This window comes from Mycobacterium leprae TN (assembly GCF_000195855.1).
Classification (GTDB): domain Bacteria; phylum Actinomycetota; class Actinomycetes; order Mycobacteriales; family Mycobacteriaceae; genus Mycobacterium; species Mycobacterium leprae.
This window is the reverse complement of record NC_002677.1, coordinates 1,686,182-1,703,421: the sequence shown is the minus strand read 5'-3', so window position 1 is coordinate 1,703,421 and position 17,240 is coordinate 1,686,182. Positions and strand designations below refer to the sequence as shown.

Here is a 17,240-nt window from a genome sequence, read left to right as displayed (position 1 = left end):
TCATTAAGTGATTGAACTGCACGGCAGCCTTACCGCATACATAAACTGATGTGAGCAGTCTGTTCGGGAGTGAGTAGCCGGCATCGGGGTTTGTGACACCCTCAGATCGGTCAATAGGCACTGGGGGTGCCACCCCTTTTGTCTAATGCCATCCACATTGGCCGTTTGCCGATAAGCAACATTATGTCAAGTAAAGGCTTCGCTTTCATCAGGTGAATCAGGTCAGCCTTTGTCTTGTCCGTTCCAGGTTTAGATGATCATGACAAGCTACGGCGTGCCGCTGGGTGTACAGAGCATGATCAAAACCGGGTAGGGGTAGGGTGAGTTGATGTGATCGATCGTTAACCGTTCGTTTGGGTTGGGTGGGGGTGGGGATCGTGCGTGAGATCACCAGCAAGGGTGGGGCCCGCGTGTTTGCGGGTTGCTTTGGGGGTTGCACTGATTCGACACCAACTATGCTGGCTAAGACGCTCAATCGGGTTACTGAGCTTGTATTGCTTAGCTATGCAGTGAGCAGTGGGCCAGTGGCTTTAAAGGCCGGCAAGGTGAGCGTTGTGGGCAGCTGCGTACGGAGATAGACATGTGTGCTGGCCAAGAAGTACAGTCCCGAACAAATTGTGGGGGTGTTGGCCCAAAACCTATCCCGACCGGCCCGAAAGATGCAGGTGTCCTATAAAACACTTCAACATCGAGTCCAAGCTCAACCAACATGTGCGCACTGGGTGGATGTTCCGCACGCTGAGGGCACAGCACGCTAAAACCGGGCACCACCATTATTCTCTAGGTATGGCCACCACCAGTGCACGTCCCGCGAAAACTACACGACCGTGTGGTGCTCTAACCTCATAGCATTGGGCGGATGATGTAATCATCGGCAAAAATTAGACCCCCAAATCGGCGCCCTGGCCGAACACAAGTAGCGGATTCGTGCAGCTGCTACACCTATCCAAGGACCACAGCACTGATGTGATCACTGCGGCCATGATCAACCACAAGACAACGCCCTACCACAGAATCGCTGTACAACCCCAGCGTGAGACCAAGACCTCGAAACGACTCTCATACCCGCATCACCACGGCATCGATACCGACCTTTGCGACCTGACGCACCGACCCGCCAATACACTGACCCACCACCCTTTACTCCACCCCCACAACAGAACATGCACACAAAGTACAAGTCAACAATCTTGCAGATCCGTCGTGACTTCATTTCCTTTGTGGACAACGACTAGACCGACCTAAAACACTCCGATCAAGGCGGTATCTAGCACACCAACGAGATAATTTCCAGTAGGGCCAACCGACGAGCAAAGCCGGAACCTCACCTCCTCCCCTCGCTAATCTCTACATTGCGTACGGCGGATTTTATCAGCTTGAGTCACGTCACAAGGTGTTCTGGTTGCAAGCCAGGTCAGACTTCGACGGACCCGTGATGCCCAATGACACTTCCTTGTCGTATGTGGGACGCGTAAAAATCTGGTTTACTTATTCTGTGGCGTGTTCCCGGTGATTGAGACCGCGTTCCTTAGTACCGGGGGGACTCGCCACTACAATTTATCAGCGTTGGTAGAGTTCCGCTTAAGCCTGTCGCCTTGGAGACCGGCAGTTCTAGTATCAACTCAACCTAGGCAGTGTTTGATTATGCGGCACCGACCATGGGTGTCACATCCGCGAACTTGATGCCTTCAAGCCCAAGATACTGTGTACGTCGTAGGCAATCGAGTCTGACATTTTGTCAGCCATGCGATTGGCGCAGATTTTGGTGCCCCATCACGATGCTTGTGGGGTCGTCGGCCGAAGGCCAAGAGAAGTCGAGGTTGTGCATCTGCCCGACGAATGGGTTCATCAGTGCTGTCAGCAACCACAATCGCAGTAGCTCGTCACGAGGGTAGCGCCGGCCACAACCAGGATAGTCAGTACAACCAGCGAAGTGAAGGCATTTGCACTTCCTTTTTTTCTTTGCGGTGACGATGTCGTCGGTATGAAGTGTTTAAAGCACGTAAACACAAAGGACAATGACAGATGGAGCTAGGAAAAATTTGTGAAGAGTTGGATACCAATTTGGTTAGCATGGACTCCGGCGTGCGCAGTTTAGGATTTCATAGCCGCGCTCGACGAATCTAGGAAGTCCAGCTTGTGGAGCTAACCTGGATTGTGGGGCTACCCTGCCAAGTATGGCCATCGAGTCCACCATGCCTGCCCTCGGCACTCCAGCTCCGTCGTTCATGCTGTTCGAGCCAGCCTCTGGCGCCATGATCAGCCTCGACGAGCTCACGGGTCGGGCGCTTGTCGTTACGTTTATCTGTAATCACTGTCCATATGTTCAGCACGTCGCTGCTGGGCTTGCCATCCTCGGGCGGGACCTCGCCGATCAAGGCGTCGCGATAGTCGGTATCTCCAGCAATGACGTGATCACTTACCCACAGGACGGACCCGATCAGATGGTCGCCGAGGCCCGTCGCCACGGCTGGACCTTTCCGTATCTCTACGACGAGACCCAGGCTGTGGCCCGCGCCTTCGCCGCGTCCTGTACGCCCGATACGTTCGTCTTCGATGGCGAGCGTCGACTTGTCTACCGGGGCCAGCTCGACGACTCCCGCCCCAACAATAATCTCCCAGTGACGGCGGCTGACGTCCGAGCGGCAGTCGACGCAGTGCTCGCAAGACGGCCAGTAGACTCCGACCAGCGGCCGTCGATCGGGTGTGGCATCAAGTGGCGTTGAGCCAAGCTGGCCGCGATTAGGCTTGTGTGGCAATATGCTCCGCTCGCTCTGTATACCTCCTCATGCCTTGGCATGGTCGGCCGAATGGCTAAGACTTATCTGATCCCGGCACATGTTACGCGGCCGACCAGATTCAGGTGGTGGTGTTCTGGTGGTGTTCGCGGCCTGGCTTATCAACAGCGGGAAGGATTTTCTTCCCCAGGTCATGGTCTTTTGCTATGTGAAGAGGACTGCGTGTACTCTACCTCCGGGTCTCCATGTCTAACTGTCCTGTTAGCCGCTTGGCGATGGAACAGTTGTGGTCCTGGAGCTCTTCGGCTGCGATAGCCTGGTCTTCAGTTCCCTCGGCCACGAGCAGCAAGAACTGGTCCGGTGCAATGTTTGCAACCGCAACCGAAGCGTGATCCATTGTATTGCCGTCAGCAGTTACCTTCGTCTGGATGTCCCGGAACAGACTCTTGGACTCGAACGTACTTCTGTTAACCGCTAGTGCTTGGTAAGTGTGATCTTGTAAAGTGACGGGGAGTGGCTTCCAGCCAACGTATTCAGCCCAATTAACCTGCTTAAGGATCTCCGCTGTCGTCGGTGACACACATGATATGTGGATATGCAGCTGATCCTGTGTACGTGCGTTCTTCGGATTGATTGCAAGGAAGATGTCAGGCTCTGGAAGTGAGTTATTTAGGCGCGAACTGACGAAGCCTCGAGCGGCCCAAGCGTTGTAAAGGTAGTTGGGGCTCGCGAGCTCCTGCAAGGCAGGATCCTCAATGCCCGTGACACGAGCAAGCGGGAGTAAGAGGTACTGGTTCGGATCATAATTTGCTTTAAACAAAGCCGTTCCGGCCTGTTCATCGACCAGTGTGCAAGGAGCGTAAGCACCGGTATGTTGATAGCCGAGTTCGCAACGGTCGTGCACAATTTTCCACAGTGCATCGCGAGTGGCTGCAGACGGGTTATTCGGCGGCATCGGCTCGGCCTCAGCAATTGACGCGCCGGTCAGCATCGCTATGGCCACAGACACAGACACTAAGATGATACTTCGACGCAATAGCCAACTGCTGCTCGCTAGCTTGGTGCTGGCAGCTTTTATCGGTGACCAACAGGCGCCGAACGCAGTGCGGGTCGCTCGTGTCATTACGTTGTGTCGCTCCGTTCGAGGTAACGCGGCCAAGCCGCCTAGGTAAAGTTACTAGTTTAGCTTCGTCATCTTGTAGAGCGACGTTACCCATCGCCTATACACCACCGAATGAATACGTGGGGTGGCTCGCGGACCGAGAGAAGGGCCGTATTCCCCATGTCGCCGTCTTAATCCTTGGGGACACTGTACATCTGTACATCGTGTGTTGAGATGTCACCGTTCTGTGTGGCATCTCAACCACGCATAAAGCACGCATGCAACGGGCGGTTGTCAACGCTTGCTCACTGCGTTGCATGTGACGGAAGTTCGGTTCCAAAATCACATGCGTATTCGTGCCGCTAGTACCAAACGACGACACCTCAGCCTACCGCGGCCGACCTTCAACCGGCCACGATCGAAATTCAGTCAGCACCGACACCGGCCTCAACAGTCGATACCACACATGCTGTGTAACCATATCCATATGCCGTATCGCCTGCATCGTCTTAATAAACACGGCCACCGCTGCCGCCATCGACGGGTGACCGATATTCGATTTGATCGACCCCAAAACCACAACGGCCGATCCTGCCCAGAAAGCGCTAAAAGAACCTGCGCCTCAAGTGGATACTCCAACGTAGTAGCCTATCTCCTATGCCCTTCCACCACATCCACGTCTACCGCATTCAACCCCGCACTAGCCAACGCCACCCGAATACTCGCTGCTGCGACGAAACATTCGGTAACACCAAATCCGTTGGAGGTGCCATTATCTGATTAACCCCCGAGCCTCTCGCACCACCGGATACCCCAATCGATGCGCATCAGCCAACCGCTCCACCACCCCGGTGTCTTTCCAACCGTGCAGTCACGCCAGCGACGCGATGGATCAATGATGAATGCCGCGGGGGCATTCACCGGCTAGTGCCGAATCACACTCCCCCGACCGCAACAACTGAATCGTCAAATGTAACAGCCCACCAACGACGATGAATATGCCGTATCCACGGACACCGCCGGACCCTCCAAACCTAACACATACGCCACCCGCCCCGGACGCCATACTCAACTTTGAACTGTGCAGTCGGGGTAGCACTCCAAATCCCCCGGTCGCCTTAATCCTACTCTCCGTAGGAACCAGGGAAACACACCAGTGAACACACCCGTCCGCTAAACCCTGAAAGGCGGTAAAGTCAATTTCCGTGCTTCAACGGCTTCCCACGATCCCTCCAGCATCAAACACTACTGAAGATCCAGCGTCTCGCTCGGCGCAATGCCGAAAAACGTGTTGTCGAAATCAGCAACATTTGCCAAAAATTGGCCGCAGCGAGTATATGACTGCCTATAGCGTCGGGATTTGCGTCGATTAGTTACACCAAAAGCCCAGCTGCGATCGTCCGGGAAGTCGGACATGACGTCGCGACTCGCAGCGACTACTTCCCACAATCCGTCGGGTGAGTCCACCACATCCGGATACCGGCGTAACCCATCTTCCTATTGCCACCGGCTCAGCGTTCTGGGCAGCTAGATACTCGAGGGTTTCGCTCGTTTGAGCAGCTCGTTTTCCTTGAGTGATCTGAGGGGTTCTACGAACTCTTCTTGAGTGCTGTTCATCGGAACTGGCCTTTCGTACCGCTCAAACGAACGGCTGAGCTAATTGAACTCAAGACGGAGGTTGAATACCCCAGTTCCGCCACTCGCCACCAAACTTTGGTCGTATCATGACCGTAACTTCCTTAGCCAATGCGCTACGGAATGAAACAGAATCCACAGCCGCATCAGTGCCAGCGCAGAAACACGAATTCGTAACAGAAATCCGGGGTCCGTCAGCCATAATTAACTCCGGGCTATCGCTGGGCGGTGGTTTGCGATGGTGTCCCGCAGTACATGCAGGACCGACACCGATGAGTAGGGTACCGACCCCTCACAAAACGAACACCAGGTTCGTTCCATGCCCGACCCGCCGCGCCGAATCTGTTCGGCGCGACGCTCTCCGACTGCGACTACCTCCGTTAACAAAGAACACACTGCCGACTACACCTGCCAGAGATGACTTGTATCCCGGGTAGGTGAATGAACACAGCTCGACCGCGATTAGGACCGTGAAGGCATCCAGCGCCCCGTGCATCCAAAAACGGGAGTGTGAGATCGGTAACCGTTGCCGTCACGATCACGTCGGTGTTCTGTGGTTGCAGGCCCACCTAATCAAGCGCGCCAACAAGTAGCGTTTGTCAAGCAAGATCCATCGCATGCTCGATGACAATCCGGTTTGCCGCGCCGAAATCGGCGAAATCGGTCAACTTCGGATATCTCTTTAGCGGCACGGGCAGGTGACGACTATTCACCTTCGTGCTGGCGTGTCGCTGCCGAACTATATCCTCGATCCTCGTAACCCACGAAATCCAGTCTTCTGAGAAAGAAGTGTGTGGGCTCTCGCTGCGAATAGCGGTATGGGACAACGCACCGAAGAAACCTGAGATGACGCTCATGGTCCCACCTCTTCGATCACAAAAACCCAGAAAGACGGTTTAGCCCAATCGCTTAGAGCTGAAAGGCTCAATCCGCCTAGAACTCCCCGGCAACAAGTGGCAGATCAGCTGCTCACGCGCAATAGTAATCTCACGACGCCAAAACACACACTTTCAACCGGCGAAAATCGGCCTGGGTGTCACTCAACCCTGGCTGGACGCCCCCCTGCGCGCTGGGTTTTCCAAATACCTGCCCGGAAACGCCGCCGAAGCCACCCGTACCGTCGTTTCCCGTCATCGACCGATGAGTGTGAATCTTAACAACTTGCTAGGTTGGCACGTTAACTAAATTGAGCACTTCCTGGAACGGCAAGGCATTGGCGGCTTTTGCGGCCGCATACCGCGCCCCTCCACTAGTGGCCAATGCGCGCACGAACTGATCACGGCACGTCGCTGCCTGCACACTCACAGCTTGATGCATCAACGTGTACTCGGCAAACAGCGACGCCGTTATCGCCGACACCTCGTCAGTGGCAGGCGCCAACATCCCCGTTGTGGCAGTAACCGTTGCCGTGTTCGCGGCGTTGATCACCGATTCGATACTCGCCAAATCTTCAGTTGCCACTGCCAGCATGTACGGTGCCACGATCACAAGCGACGTCGCCATCCTCCCGACAACTCACAAGAAAATTTTGCCGATCATCACTGTCTAACCACTCCAATGAGCCGGATTATATTTGCGATCGCAGTAGCACGTCTGCCGGTTTATTTTAACATGCGCTGGTCAATATTGTACTGGCACGAGGGTGCAGCTCTAGCGCATCAAGAGTTGGCGCAACTGGTTTGCGTTCGCGCGGACCACAGTCAGTTGCTTGGCTGCTTGACTAGGCGCGGTACCACCACGAGCCGCTCGCGACGACACCGAGCCCTCGACTGTTAGCACCTCGCGGACCTGCGGCGTCAAGTTGGCGCTGATGGCAGCCAGTTCGTCGTCGGTCAGTTCCTCAAGTCCGACGCCGCGACCCTCAGCCACCCGCACCGCGGTACCCGCGGCCTCATGTGCGGATCGAAAGGGAACACCTTGGCGCACAAGCCATTCAGCGATGTCGGTGGCCAGTGTATAGCCAGCAGGAGCTAGGGCAGCCATCCGCTCGACGTTGAACGTTAAGCTGGCTACCAGACCAGCCATCGCCGGAAGCAGCAGCTCCAGCTGGGCCACCGAATCGAACACTGGCTCCTTGTCTTCTTGCAGGTCGCGGTTGTAGGCGAGCGGTTGAGCTTTCAGTGTCGCCAGCAACCCAGCCAAGTTTCCGATCAGTCGCCCGGACTTTCCGCGAGCCAGTTCGGCGATGTCCGGATTCTTTTTCTGAGGCATTATCGAGCTTCCGGTAGACCACGAATCATGTAGCCTGGCATAGCCGAATTCGGTCGAACTCCACAAAATGATGTCTTCGGCGAGCCGCGACAGGTCGACGGCGATCATGGCGAAGACGAACGCTGCCTCGGCTGCAAAATCGCGAGCGGCGGTCGCGTCGACGGAATTGTCGGCTGCAGCCGGGAACCCCAGGTCCTGGGCCATCGCGTCCGGGTCCAGGCCTAACGACGAGCCAGCCAATGCTCCCGAACCATACGGAGACACTGCGGCCCGTTTGTCGAAGTCGACAATCCGGCCCACATCACGCAGCAACGGATGAGCGTGTGCCAACAAATGGTGTGCCAGCAGGATCGGCTGGGCAGACTGCAGGTGGGTCTTACCAGGCATGATGGTGCTCGAGTGCTCGGCCGCTTGGTTGGCCAGCGCATCGACGACCTCGAGTGCGCCGGCAGCGACTCGCCGCACTGCGTCGCGTAGCCACATCCGGAACAGCGTGGCCACCTGATCGTTGCGTGACCGGCCGGCTCGCAGCCGGCCGCCTAGGTCAGGGCCGACCCGATCGATCAGTCCGCGTTCCAACGCAGCGTGCACGTCCTCATCGGTGACCAGTGGTAGGAAACTGCCGTCGGCAACGTCCTCGGCGAGGTTGTCCAATCCCGCTAACAACCCGTCGCGTTGCTCTTCATTGAGCAGTCCGGCTCGGAATAACATTTTCGTGTGCGCCCGGGACGCGGTTATGTCGTAAGGAGCCAGCACCCAGTCGAAGTGGGTCGACTTGCTCAGCGCGACCAGAGCCTCTGAAGGGCCGGCTGCGAACCGCCCGCCCCACAGCGAACCCTGATTGGTGCTCATTGGCCTGTCATTTCACCCCAAGTGTGGATCTGACGACGCCTTGTCGGGGCGCTCAATATCACACTCTTACCTCACCGTAAGTCCCTACGTGCCGCGAGCTTCGACGGTAACCCGTACACGTAGACGAAGCCGCGAGCAGCGGATTGATCGAAGGTATCCCCTTCGTCGTAGGTGGCCAAATTGAAATCGTATAGGGATTCGGCGCTGCGCCGCCCATTCACCGCAATATGGCCTCCATGTAACACCATTCGAACTTCACCGGTAACGTGTTGTTGCGTAGCGGCGACAAAACTCTCCAGTGCGGTCTTCAGCGGCGAATACCACAATCCGTCATACACCAATTCGGCCCAGCGTCGATCGGTCTGACGCTTGAAGCGTCCCAACTCACGCTCCAGCGTGACGTGCTCGAGTTCGGCGTGCGCGGTGATGAGCACCATTGCTCCGGGTGCCTCGTAAATCTCGCGGCTCTTGATGCCTACCAGCCGGTCTTCGACAACGTCGAGACGCCCGACGCCTTGCGCGCCAGCGCGTCGGTTGAGTGCCTCGATGGCGCCCAGCATGGACACCGGACTACCGTCAATCGACACCGGAACTCCGTGCTCAAAACCGACGATCACCTCATCGGGCGTGTTCCAATTGATGGTGGGGTCGTCAGTGTAGGAATAAACCTCTTTAGTAGGTGCGTGCCACAAGTGTTCCAGGAAACCGGTTTCCACTGCGCGGCCCCAAACATTCTGGTCAATCGAGAACGGCGAACGTTTGGTGACATTGATGGGGATGGCGTTCTCTTCGGCGAAAGCGATCGCCTTCTCTCGTGTCCATGCGTAGTCGCGCACCGGCGCCAATATTTCGAGATCCGGTGCCAGCGAAGCGAATCCGACTTCGAATCGGACCTGGTCGTTACCCTTGCCGGTACAACCGTGCGCGACGATGCTGCCGCCGTGCGCACGTGCGGCCGCGACCAGGTGCTTGACGATCAGCGGCCTGCTGATCGCGGACACCAACGGGTACCGATCCATATACAGCGCGTTGTTCAAAACGGTGGGCAAGCAATAGCCTTCAGCGAACTCGTCACGGGCATCGACAACGATAGCCTCAACAGCTCCGCAGTCCAACGCCCGTTGACGTACGACCTCCATGTCCTCGCCGCCCTGGCCGAGATCAATCACCACTGCCACGACCTCATGGCTAGTTTCCTTGCCGATCCAGTTGATCGCCACCGAGGTATCCAGCCCCCCCGAATACGCCAGGATAATACGTTCCGGCATCAACCAATCTCCTTATCTATTCAGGCTTTCGAGAACAGTGGCCAACTCGGAGCCAGTCATCGGCTCGCGGGCGGCCACGAAGACGGTGTCGTCACCAGCGATGGTGCCGACCACGTACGGTAGCGCTGCACGGTCGATCGCGCTGGCTAAGTAGTCAGCGGCGCCAGGTGGAGTGCGTAGCACAGCGAGGTTCGCACTGGAGTCGGCGGATACCAGCAGCTCGCTTAGCAGCCGGGACAGTCGCGCGGTACCGCCAGATACGCCGCGCACCGGGCTGCCATCCTCGGGAACAACGTAGACCCCAACGCCACCATCTGCACCGCGCAGTTTCACCGCTCCGAGCTCTTCGAGGTCTCGTGAGAGCGTGGCCTGGGTGACATCGATACCGTCATCGGCGAGCAGCGTCGCCAATTCGCTTTGACTGCGCACCGACGTCGATGACAGGATCGCCACGATACGGGCCTGTCGACCCGCCCGAGTGGTCTCGGGTGTGGTCTTCGAAGCGCCGTGGGTCATCGTTACCGTTCCAGTAGCCACACCAACAGTGCCTTCTGCGCGTGCAGCCGGTTTTCGGCCTCATCCCAGATCGCGCTGGTCGGTCCGTCCATTACCTCGTTGGTGATCTCGTCACCACGATGAGCTGGAAGGCAGTGCAGCACGATAGCTTCCGAGTCGGCCAGCCCCACGAGTCGGGCGTTGACCTGGAACGGCCAAAACGGCTTGACCCGGTCCAGCCCGTCGTTCTCCTGTCCCATCGACGTCCAGGTGTCGGTGACCAGGACATCGGCGCCCGCGGCGGCTGTGTCCGCGTCGACAGTCACGGTCACCGACGCGCCAGTCGCCTCCGCACGCTTCTTAGCCGCGGCCAGCACCGACGGATCCGGCGTAAAACCTACTGGGGTAGCGACGGTGACGTGGACACCTGCGGTGACTGCACCGAGCATAAGCGAATGAGCCATGTTGTTGGCACCATCGCCGAAGTAGGACAGTCGCAAGCCGTTCAATGATCCCTTGCGCTCGGCGATCGTCTGCAGATCGGCCAGCACTTGGCACGGATGGAATTCGTCGGACAGCGCATTGACCACCGGCACCGTCGCGGTAGCGGCCATGGCATCTAGCCGGTGTTGCCCGAAGGTCCGCCAGACGATGGCATCGACGTAGCCAGACAACACCCTTGCCGTGTCTTGCAAGGTCTCGTCGCGACCCAGTTGAGTGCTGAGCCCGTCAACAACAACGGCATGCCCACCGAGCTGCGCAATGCCTATATCGAATGAGAACCGGGTTCGCGTGGAGTTCTTGTCGAAGATGACCGCAACCCCACGCGGGCCCGCAAGAGGACGGCGGCTGAACGGGGCCTTCTTCAGATCTGCAGCGAGCGCCAGAATGTCGGCCTGTTCAGTCGGCGACAGATCGTCATCACGCAAAAAATGCCTAGTCAACTGCGCCGCTCCTCTTCCCCGCAAGCGGGAAGCGCCCCCCACATCGTTTCTCTCTGCATCGTCACCGGCGCTGTCATGCCTTTTTTCCCAGCTCAGCTATGGAGGCATCCAGAATGCCTGGCAAGGCAGTGATGAAGCTGTCGATCTGGGATTCGGTGATGATCAACGGCGGGGCCAACCGGATGACCTCCGGTGCTGTGGCGTTAACCAAAAACCCAGCGTCACGCGCGGCCTTCTCGATATCTTTGGCTCGAGGCGCGGTCAACACGATGCCCAATAGCAAGCCGCGGCCGCGCACCTGGTCGATCAGCGGGTGACTGAGAGATTCGATGCCGATGCGCATCGAATCGCCCAACACCTCGGCACGCCGGACCAGGCCCTGGGTCGCCAATACTCGCAGCACCGCAAGTGCCGCCGCGGTGCAGACCGGGTTGCCGCCGAAGGTGCTGCCGTGCAGCCCCAGCGTCAACAACTCCGCCGCTGGCCCGGTGGCCAGGAACGCCCCGATCGGCAGTCCGCCGCCGAGGCCCTTGGCCAGGGTCACCACGTCCGGGGTGATGCTGTCGTGTTGGTGAGCGAAAAAGGCACCGGTACGGCCTATTCCGGTCTGCACTTCGTCGATTACCAGCAAGGCGCCGTGCCGTGTCGTTATATCCCGGGCAGCAGCAAGGTAGCCCTCAGGCGGGACGATGACACCACTTTCCCCCATGATCGGCTCCAGGAACACCGCGGCGGTGTCGTTGTCGACCGCGGCGGCTAGGGCATCGACTTGACCGTAGGGCACATGCGTGACGTGGCCGGGCAATGGCTCAAACGCCGCCTGCTTGGCGGGCTGACCAGTCAATGCCAGCGAACCCATCGTCCGGCCGTGGAAAGCTGCTTGCGCAGCAACCAGTTTCGTACGGCCCGTGAGCCGAGACAGTTTGAACGCCAGCTCGTTGGCTTCAGTACCAGAGTTGCAGAAGAACACCCGTGTCTGTGTGTCAGCACCCAGTAGGGCGACCAATTCTTCGGCGAGTGTGATACTTGGTTCAGTGGCATATAGGTTGGATGTGTGGCCCAGGGTGGTTATCTGATGTGTGACGGCTTCGATAACCGCGGGATGGCGGTGGCCAAGAACGTTGACCGCGATGCCGCCGAGCAAATCCAGATAGGTATTGCTGTCTACGTCGGTGACTACGGCGCCGTTACCGCTGGCTAGCACGATCGGTGGGGTGCCATAATTGTTCATCATCACGGTTTCCCAGCGCTGCTGCATAGTCGCAGTGTTGGTTTGTGTCGGGGTCATGGGTGCCCGCTTATCCCTATCGCTTCTCTACTGCATCATCACCGGCGCGCGTCATGCGCTCACCACCTTGGTGCCGGTGCCCTCGTTGGTTAACAACTCCACCAACACACAGTGTTTGACTCGCCCGTCGATGACGTGTGCGCTGGGCACGCCGCCAGTGACGGCTCGCAGACACGCTTCAACCTTGGGAATCATGCCCGCTTCCAACGTAGGTAGCAATTGCGCCAGTGCAGCAGAATCGATTTCGTTTACCAGGGAATCCCGTTCTGGCCAGCGGGTGTACAAACCCTCGACATTGGTGAGCATCAACAATTTTTCGGCTCCCAAGGTTTCGGCCAGCGCAGCTGCAGCGGTGTCGGCGTTGATGTTGTGCACCACGCCGTCGCGATCCGGCGCAAGCGTCGACACCACTGGGATACGGTGGGCAGAAATCAGGTCGAGCACCGCGGCAATGTTGACCTGATCGACATCTCCAACCAGGCCGATGTCGGTCGCCATGCCGTCGACAGTGGCGCTGCGCCGACCGGCGGTGAAAAGTTGTGCATCCTCGCCAGTAATGCCGACCGCGTAGGGCCCGTGTGCATTGATCAGGTTGACTAGTTCACGGCCCACCTGCCCGAACAACACCATTCGCGCGACATCGAGCACTTCCGGTGTGGTGACCCGAAAGCCGCCCTTGAAGTCATCTGCAATGCCAAGCCGGCGCAGCATGGCGGTGATCTGTGGTCCGCCGCCGTGCACAACGACCGGATGAATACCGCAATTGCGCAGAAACGCCATGTCAGCAGCGAACGCGCGCCGCAGCATATCGTCGGTCATGGCATTGCCGCTGTATTTAACCACAACAACCTTGCCGTGCAACTGCTTCAGCCAGGGCAGGGCTTCAGCCAAGACCTCCGCCTTGACTTGAGTCGACAATGTTTCGTCGTCGCCGGTGCGGTTCATCAGCACAGTCACGAACTGTAGGCCGAATTCTCTTCGACATAGGTGTGCGATAGGTCAGTGGTCCGGATAGTGGCAGCGGAGTCGCCAATGCGTAGGTCGACGGTTATATCGATATCAGCCGTTGAGAGGTCCACGTCGCGTGCGCACGGAGTACCGACTCCATCTATACACACAGCAGCACCGTTGAACGACATGCAGAGTCGGTCAGGGTCAAGTGCGACCGGTGCCATGCCGACGGCAGCGAGCACCCGTCCCCAGTTGGGGTCCGACCCGAATACCGCGGTCTTGACCAGGTTGTCGCGGGCGATCATCCGAGCAGCGACCAGCGCGTCGTCGTCGCTAGCAGCACCGATGACGGTCACGGTGACACGCTTAGTAACGCCCTCGGCGTCGGCTTGTAACTGTGCGCACAAGTCGTCACAGGCATGCCGTACGGCGTCGTCGAGATCTGCCTGCGGCGGAGTGATCCCGCTGGCGCCGGATGCCAGCAGAAGCACAGTGTCGTTGGTGGAACAGCAGCCATCAATGTCGAGTCGGTCAAATGTATGAGCAGTGGCGCGGCGCAGCGCCTGATCAAGTGCCGCCGGCTCGACGACCGCATCGGTGGTGAGCACACACAACATGGTGGCCAGCGACGGCGCCAACATGCCCGCGCCTTTGGCCATTCCGCCAACCGTCCACTTGTTGCGATTGTGCAGCGCAACTTGCTTGGGCACAGTGTCGGTGGTCATGATGGCGTGGGCGGCGTCGTCACCTCCGGTCACCCCACCAGCCATCTTGTGCACGATCGCACGGACACCGGCGAGTACTTTGTCCATCGGCAGCCGGTCACCGATCAGCCCAGTGGAGCAGACGGCAACCTCGATCGCCCCGGTTTCAGTTCCCCAATCCGACAATGCTGCGGCGACCGCCTCCGCGGTGGTGTGGGCGTCCTGAAAGCCCGCAGGTCCGGTGCAGGCGTTAGCGCCACCGGAATTGAGAATCACCGCACGTAGCTGACCGGTGCTCAGCACCCGCTGTGTCCACAGCACCGGAGCAGCCTTGACCTTGTTGCGGGTGAATACTCCAGCGGCCGCATAGTCGGGCCCTTCGTTGAAAACCAGGGCAAGGTCCGGGGCCCCCGATACCTTGATTCCAGCAGTGATACCGGCGGCCTGAAAGCCCGCAGGGGCGGTGACGCCCTGTGCGCGCAGCAGCCGCGTCTCATTGACTATTTCGACTATTTTGGTCACGGTGCCACCCCAACCACTGAAAGGCCCTCTGCTTCCGGCCAACCCAGCGCTAAGTTCATCGACTGCACAGCGGCGCCAGCGGTGCCCTTGACGAGATTGTCGATCGCCGAGATCGCGATGAACGTCTCAGCAGCTTCGTCCACCGCAACAGCGATATGCGCCGCGTTGCTGCCGATCACTGCGCCGGTGAAAGGCAACTGTCCCTCCGGCATCAGGTAGACGAAAGGCTCTACTTGGTATGCTTTTTCGTAGGCGGTGCGCAGCTTCGAGAGCGATGAGGAGGTGCGCGCAGTGCAGGCAGCTAGGATGCCGCGGGAAGTAGGGATGAGCACTGGGGTGAAGGACACTGTGACAGCACGATCGGTCACCACCCGCAGCCCCTGTATGATCTCGGCGGTGTGTCGGTGGGTACCGCCAATGTTATAGGCTCTTGCCGAACCGATGACCTCTGAGCCGAGCAACTTGGTCTTGGCTGCTCGACCGGCTCCGGAAATACCGCTCACCGCGAACACCGTCACGGCGGGTTCGATAAGGCCCTCCGCCATCGCGGGTAGCAAGGCTAGTAGGATGGCCGTCGGGTAGCAACCGGGAACCGCGATGCGGCGTGCCTTTTGTAACCGCTCCCGACCGCCGGGCAGCTCTGGCAACCCGTACGGCCAGCTGCCGGCATACGGGGATTCGTAGAACCGCCCCCAGGCACCGGCGTCGGTGAGTCGGAAGTCCGCACCGCAGTCGATGATCAGTGTTTCTGGACCCAGTCGTTCGGCCAGCGCTGCCGAATGTCCGTGTGGCAAGCCAAGAAAAACCACGTCGTGGCCAGCTAGCACGGTCAACTCAGTAGATTCGAGTACTCGATGAGCCAGCGGCGTCAAGTGCGGATGGTGCTCGCCGAGCGTGTCACCCGAACTGGCCGCGGCGGTCAGCGTGCCGATCGTCAGCCGATCGTCGGCGTACGCCGGATGCCCAAGTAGCAACCGAAGAATCTCGCCGCCCGCGTAACCGCTGGCACCGACAACCGCCACTCTTATCGCGTAGGACATCTTGCAGATAATGAATAATTATGCATTATTTCGCAAATCCATTCTTCTTCAGTGAAAATAGCTCTGACTTACTGGTGACTCGGCGTGATATCGGATCACAATGATCGAAAACTGTGGATGGTCGGAAGTTAGAGTAGAATACCTTCCCGGGTGATCCGTAAGCAGGCTTTGACCAAGTCCAGTCGGGCTAACGCTGGCGGTAAGGCACTCCCATGCTCACGGTAGCTCAGGAAGTTGCCGAATCTAATACGGGCTGTGCGTGTGTGGCTAGGTCGCTGTTGGATGAACTGGTGCGCCAAATGCTGGCGGCGGCGTTGACAGCAGTAGCCTGAGGCTTATATCGATGCCTACGCCGAGGACGGACATAGGTTTGGTGGTGCGCAACGGCTACTGGAACGAACATACCATATTGACTGTTGCCGGTGCGGTGATCATGACCGCGCCCGTGGGTCGACGACAAACATGTTGACCCCGAAATCGTTGATCTTAGCGGTTTTCCTAGGCGATCCTGCCGGTCTGGTGCCGTAAGTCACTGCAGATCAGGGAAGTGCTGCCACTGTGATCTTGCATGGGTTGTCCACGGGAGATTTCGCCCCAGAGCTGAAGCAGTTCGTGGGTACGGGAGCGGGGTTGTGGGCGGCCCCGATCATTCACCTCACCAACCAATGGCAAGCCTAAGCCCAGGCATTCGTCGACAGCGATCTCTCCAAGGGCTGACTATACCCAGTCTCTGGGTCGACGGAATCCAACTCAAAGTCCGCTTGGAACAGGAGACCTTTGTCTGTTGGTGATGCTCGGAGTGTGTACTGGTGGCCGCAAGAAACCTGTTGCTGTGGCCGATGTTTTTCGAAAATCGGTCGAATCGTGGGCTGATCTGTTGCGCGATCGCCGCAGCCTTGAGATGACCGCACCGGTACTGACGGTCAGAGACGGGCCGTTGGGGTTCTGGAATGCGATGCGCGAAGTTCTTCCAGCCACCCGTGAGCAGCGGTCCTGGTTTCACAAACAGGCCAACGTCCTTGCTTCCCTGTCCAAATCAGCGCATACAGCAACGTCGGTGGCGCTCAAGTAATATTTACAACGCCGAAGACGTCGACGTGTTCTTGGAATTTTACAGATACCCTGCCGAGCACTGGATCCATCTACGGACCACCAATCCCATTGAAAGCACCTTCGCCACTGTGCTTTTATGGACCAAGGTCCCCAAAGGGTTTGGTTCTCGCGCCGCGGGAATCGTCATGACCTACAAGCTCATCGAGGCAGCTCAGGTCTACTGGCACGCCGTCAATGTCTCCGTACTCAGCCGCCCTGATCCTTACCAGCGCTGTCCTTCCGCGGAGCAAAGCTGCTCGAACGGCCCCACCACATCACACTGATCGCCAAGACCATCAACACCGGATTGAAGTTTCCTAACTAATAGCCAGTCCACTCGATTGACAGTCTTTTGACTGAAAACCAACGGTGTGCGATACCCCCAGAATGGGGTGGTT

At 58.2% G+C, this 17,240-nt stretch carries 12 protein-coding genes and 3 pseudogenes; 2 read left to right on the top strand and 13 right to left on the bottom strand.

Going from position 1 to position 17,240, the window contains the following annotated elements; translation table 11 throughout:
* Positions 1–2,177: 2,177 nt before the first annotated feature.
* Complete coding sequence (locus ML_RS07165; RefSeq protein ID WP_010908329.1) at positions 2,178–2,726, top strand: thioredoxin family protein; 549 nt, start codon at positions 2,178–2,180, stop codon at positions 2,724–2,726.
* Positions 2,727–2,967: 241 nt separating this feature from the next.
* On the opposite strand, the gene ML_RS07160 is transcribed toward ML_RS07165, so the two are convergent.
* The 13 genes and pseudogenes from ML_RS07160 to argC form a co-directional block, all read right to left on the bottom strand.
* Positions 2,968–3,774, bottom strand: a complete 807-nt coding sequence (locus tag ML_RS07160) for a CDP-diacylglycerol diphosphatase (protein ID WP_010908328.1) — start codon at positions 3,772–3,774, stop codon at positions 2,968–2,970.
* A gap of 457 nt (positions 3,775–4,231) precedes the next feature.
* A pseudogene (locus ML_RS19870) lies at positions 4,232–4,896 on the bottom strand (beta-ketoacyl synthase N-terminal-like domain-containing protein); the annotation flags it as partial.
* Positions 4,897–5,085: 189 nt separating this feature from the next.
* The gene (locus ML_RS18970; RefSeq protein WP_162618254.1) at positions 5,086–5,307 is read right to left on the bottom strand and encodes a beta-ketoacyl synthase N-terminal-like domain-containing protein; all 222 of its coding nucleotides are present in this window, start codon (positions 5,305–5,307) and stop codon (positions 5,086–5,088) included.
* Between the two features lie 314 nt (positions 5,308–5,621).
* Positions 5,622–6,332: pseudogene (locus ML_RS07140) on the bottom strand (beta-ketoacyl-[acyl-carrier-protein] synthase family protein).
* Between the two features lie 307 nt (positions 6,333–6,639).
* Complete coding sequence (locus tag ML_RS07135) at positions 6,640–6,978, bottom strand: PE family protein (protein ID WP_049769758.1); 339 nt, start codon at positions 6,976–6,978, stop codon at positions 6,640–6,642.
* A 147-nt stretch (positions 6,979–7,125) separates the two neighbouring features.
* Positions 7,126–8,538, bottom strand: coding sequence for an argininosuccinate lyase (gene argH / locus ML_RS07130; RefSeq protein WP_010908327.1), 1,413 nt, complete (start codon positions 8,536–8,538; stop codon positions 7,126–7,128).
* Between the two features lie 71 nt (positions 8,539–8,609).
* Positions 8,610–9,806 (bottom strand): argininosuccinate synthase, encoded by a 1,197-nt coding sequence (locus ML_RS07125; protein WP_041322778.1) that lies wholly within the window; start codon positions 9,804–9,806, stop codon positions 8,610–8,612.
* A gap of 12 nt (positions 9,807–9,818) precedes the next feature.
* Positions 9,819–10,322, bottom strand: a complete 504-nt coding sequence (locus ML_RS07120; RefSeq protein WP_010908325.1) for an arginine repressor — start codon at positions 10,320–10,322, stop codon at positions 9,819–9,821.
* Between the two features lie 2 nt (positions 10,323–10,324).
* Complete coding sequence (argF, locus tag ML_RS07115) at positions 10,325–11,245, bottom strand: ornithine carbamoyltransferase (RefSeq protein ID WP_041322775.1); 921 nt, start codon at positions 11,243–11,245, stop codon at positions 10,325–10,327.
* Positions 11,246–11,318: 73 nt separating this feature from the next.
* Positions 11,319–12,533: an acetylornithine transaminase gene (locus ML_RS07110; protein ID WP_010908323.1), complete on the bottom strand. Its 1,215-nt coding sequence runs from the start codon at positions 12,531–12,533 to the stop codon at positions 11,319–11,321.
* Positions 12,534–12,584: 51 nt separating this feature from the next.
* Positions 12,585–13,478: an acetylglutamate kinase gene (gene argB, locus ML_RS07105; RefSeq protein ID WP_041323854.1), complete on the bottom strand. Its 894-nt coding sequence runs from the start codon at positions 13,476–13,478 to the stop codon at positions 12,585–12,587.
* An 8-nt stretch (positions 13,479–13,486) separates the two neighbouring features.
* Positions 13,487–14,710, bottom strand: a complete 1,224-nt coding sequence (gene argJ, locus ML_RS07100) for a bifunctional glutamate N-acetyltransferase/amino-acid acetyltransferase ArgJ (RefSeq protein WP_010908321.1) — start codon at positions 14,708–14,710, stop codon at positions 13,487–13,489.
* The gene (gene argC, locus ML_RS07095; RefSeq protein WP_010908320.1) at positions 14,707–15,750 is read right to left on the bottom strand and encodes an N-acetyl-gamma-glutamyl-phosphate reductase; all 1,044 of its coding nucleotides are present in this window, start codon (positions 15,748–15,750) and stop codon (positions 14,707–14,709) included. Before argC ends, argJ begins: the two co-directional genes overlap by 4 nt.
* 212 nt (positions 15,751–15,962) lie before the next feature.
* Here argC and ML_RS07090 point away from each other — a divergent pair.
* Positions 15,963–17,167, top strand: a pseudogene (locus ML_RS07090) (transposase).
* The last annotated feature ends 73 nt before the right edge of the window (positions 17,168–17,240 follow it).

What these genes read in the sequence shown, in the direction of transcription:
- argB (WP_041323854.1), bottom strand. Translation starts at nt 13,478, where the DNA reads ATGAACCGCACCGGCGACGACGAAACATTGTCGACTCAAGTCAAGGCG.
- ML_RS07125 (WP_041322778.1), bottom strand. Translation starts at nt 9,806, where the DNA reads ATGCCGGAACGTATTATCCTGGCGTATTCGGGGGGGCTGGATACCTCG.
- argC (WP_010908320.1), bottom strand. Translation starts at nt 15,750, where the DNA reads ATGTCCTACGCGATAAGAGTGGCGGTTGTCGGTGCCAGCGGTTACGCG.
- ML_RS07110 (WP_010908323.1), bottom strand. Translation starts at nt 12,533, where the DNA reads ATGACCCCGACACAAACCAACACTGCGACTATGCAGCAGCGCTGGGAA.
- argH (WP_010908327.1), bottom strand. Translation starts at nt 8,538, where the DNA reads ATGAGCACCAATCAGGGTTCGCTGTGGGGCGGGCGGTTCGCAGCCGGC.
- ML_RS07120 (WP_010908325.1), bottom strand. Translation starts at nt 10,322, where the DNA reads ATGACCCACGGCGCTTCGAAGACCACACCCGAGACCACTCGGGCGGGT.
- ML_RS07135 (WP_049769758.1), bottom strand. Translation starts at nt 6,978, where the DNA reads ATGGCGACGTCGCTTGTGATCGTGGCACCGTACATGCTGGCAGTGGCA.
- ML_RS07165 (WP_010908329.1), top strand. Translation starts at nt 2,178, where the DNA reads ATGGCCATCGAGTCCACCATGCCTGCCCTCGGCACTCCAGCTCCGTCG.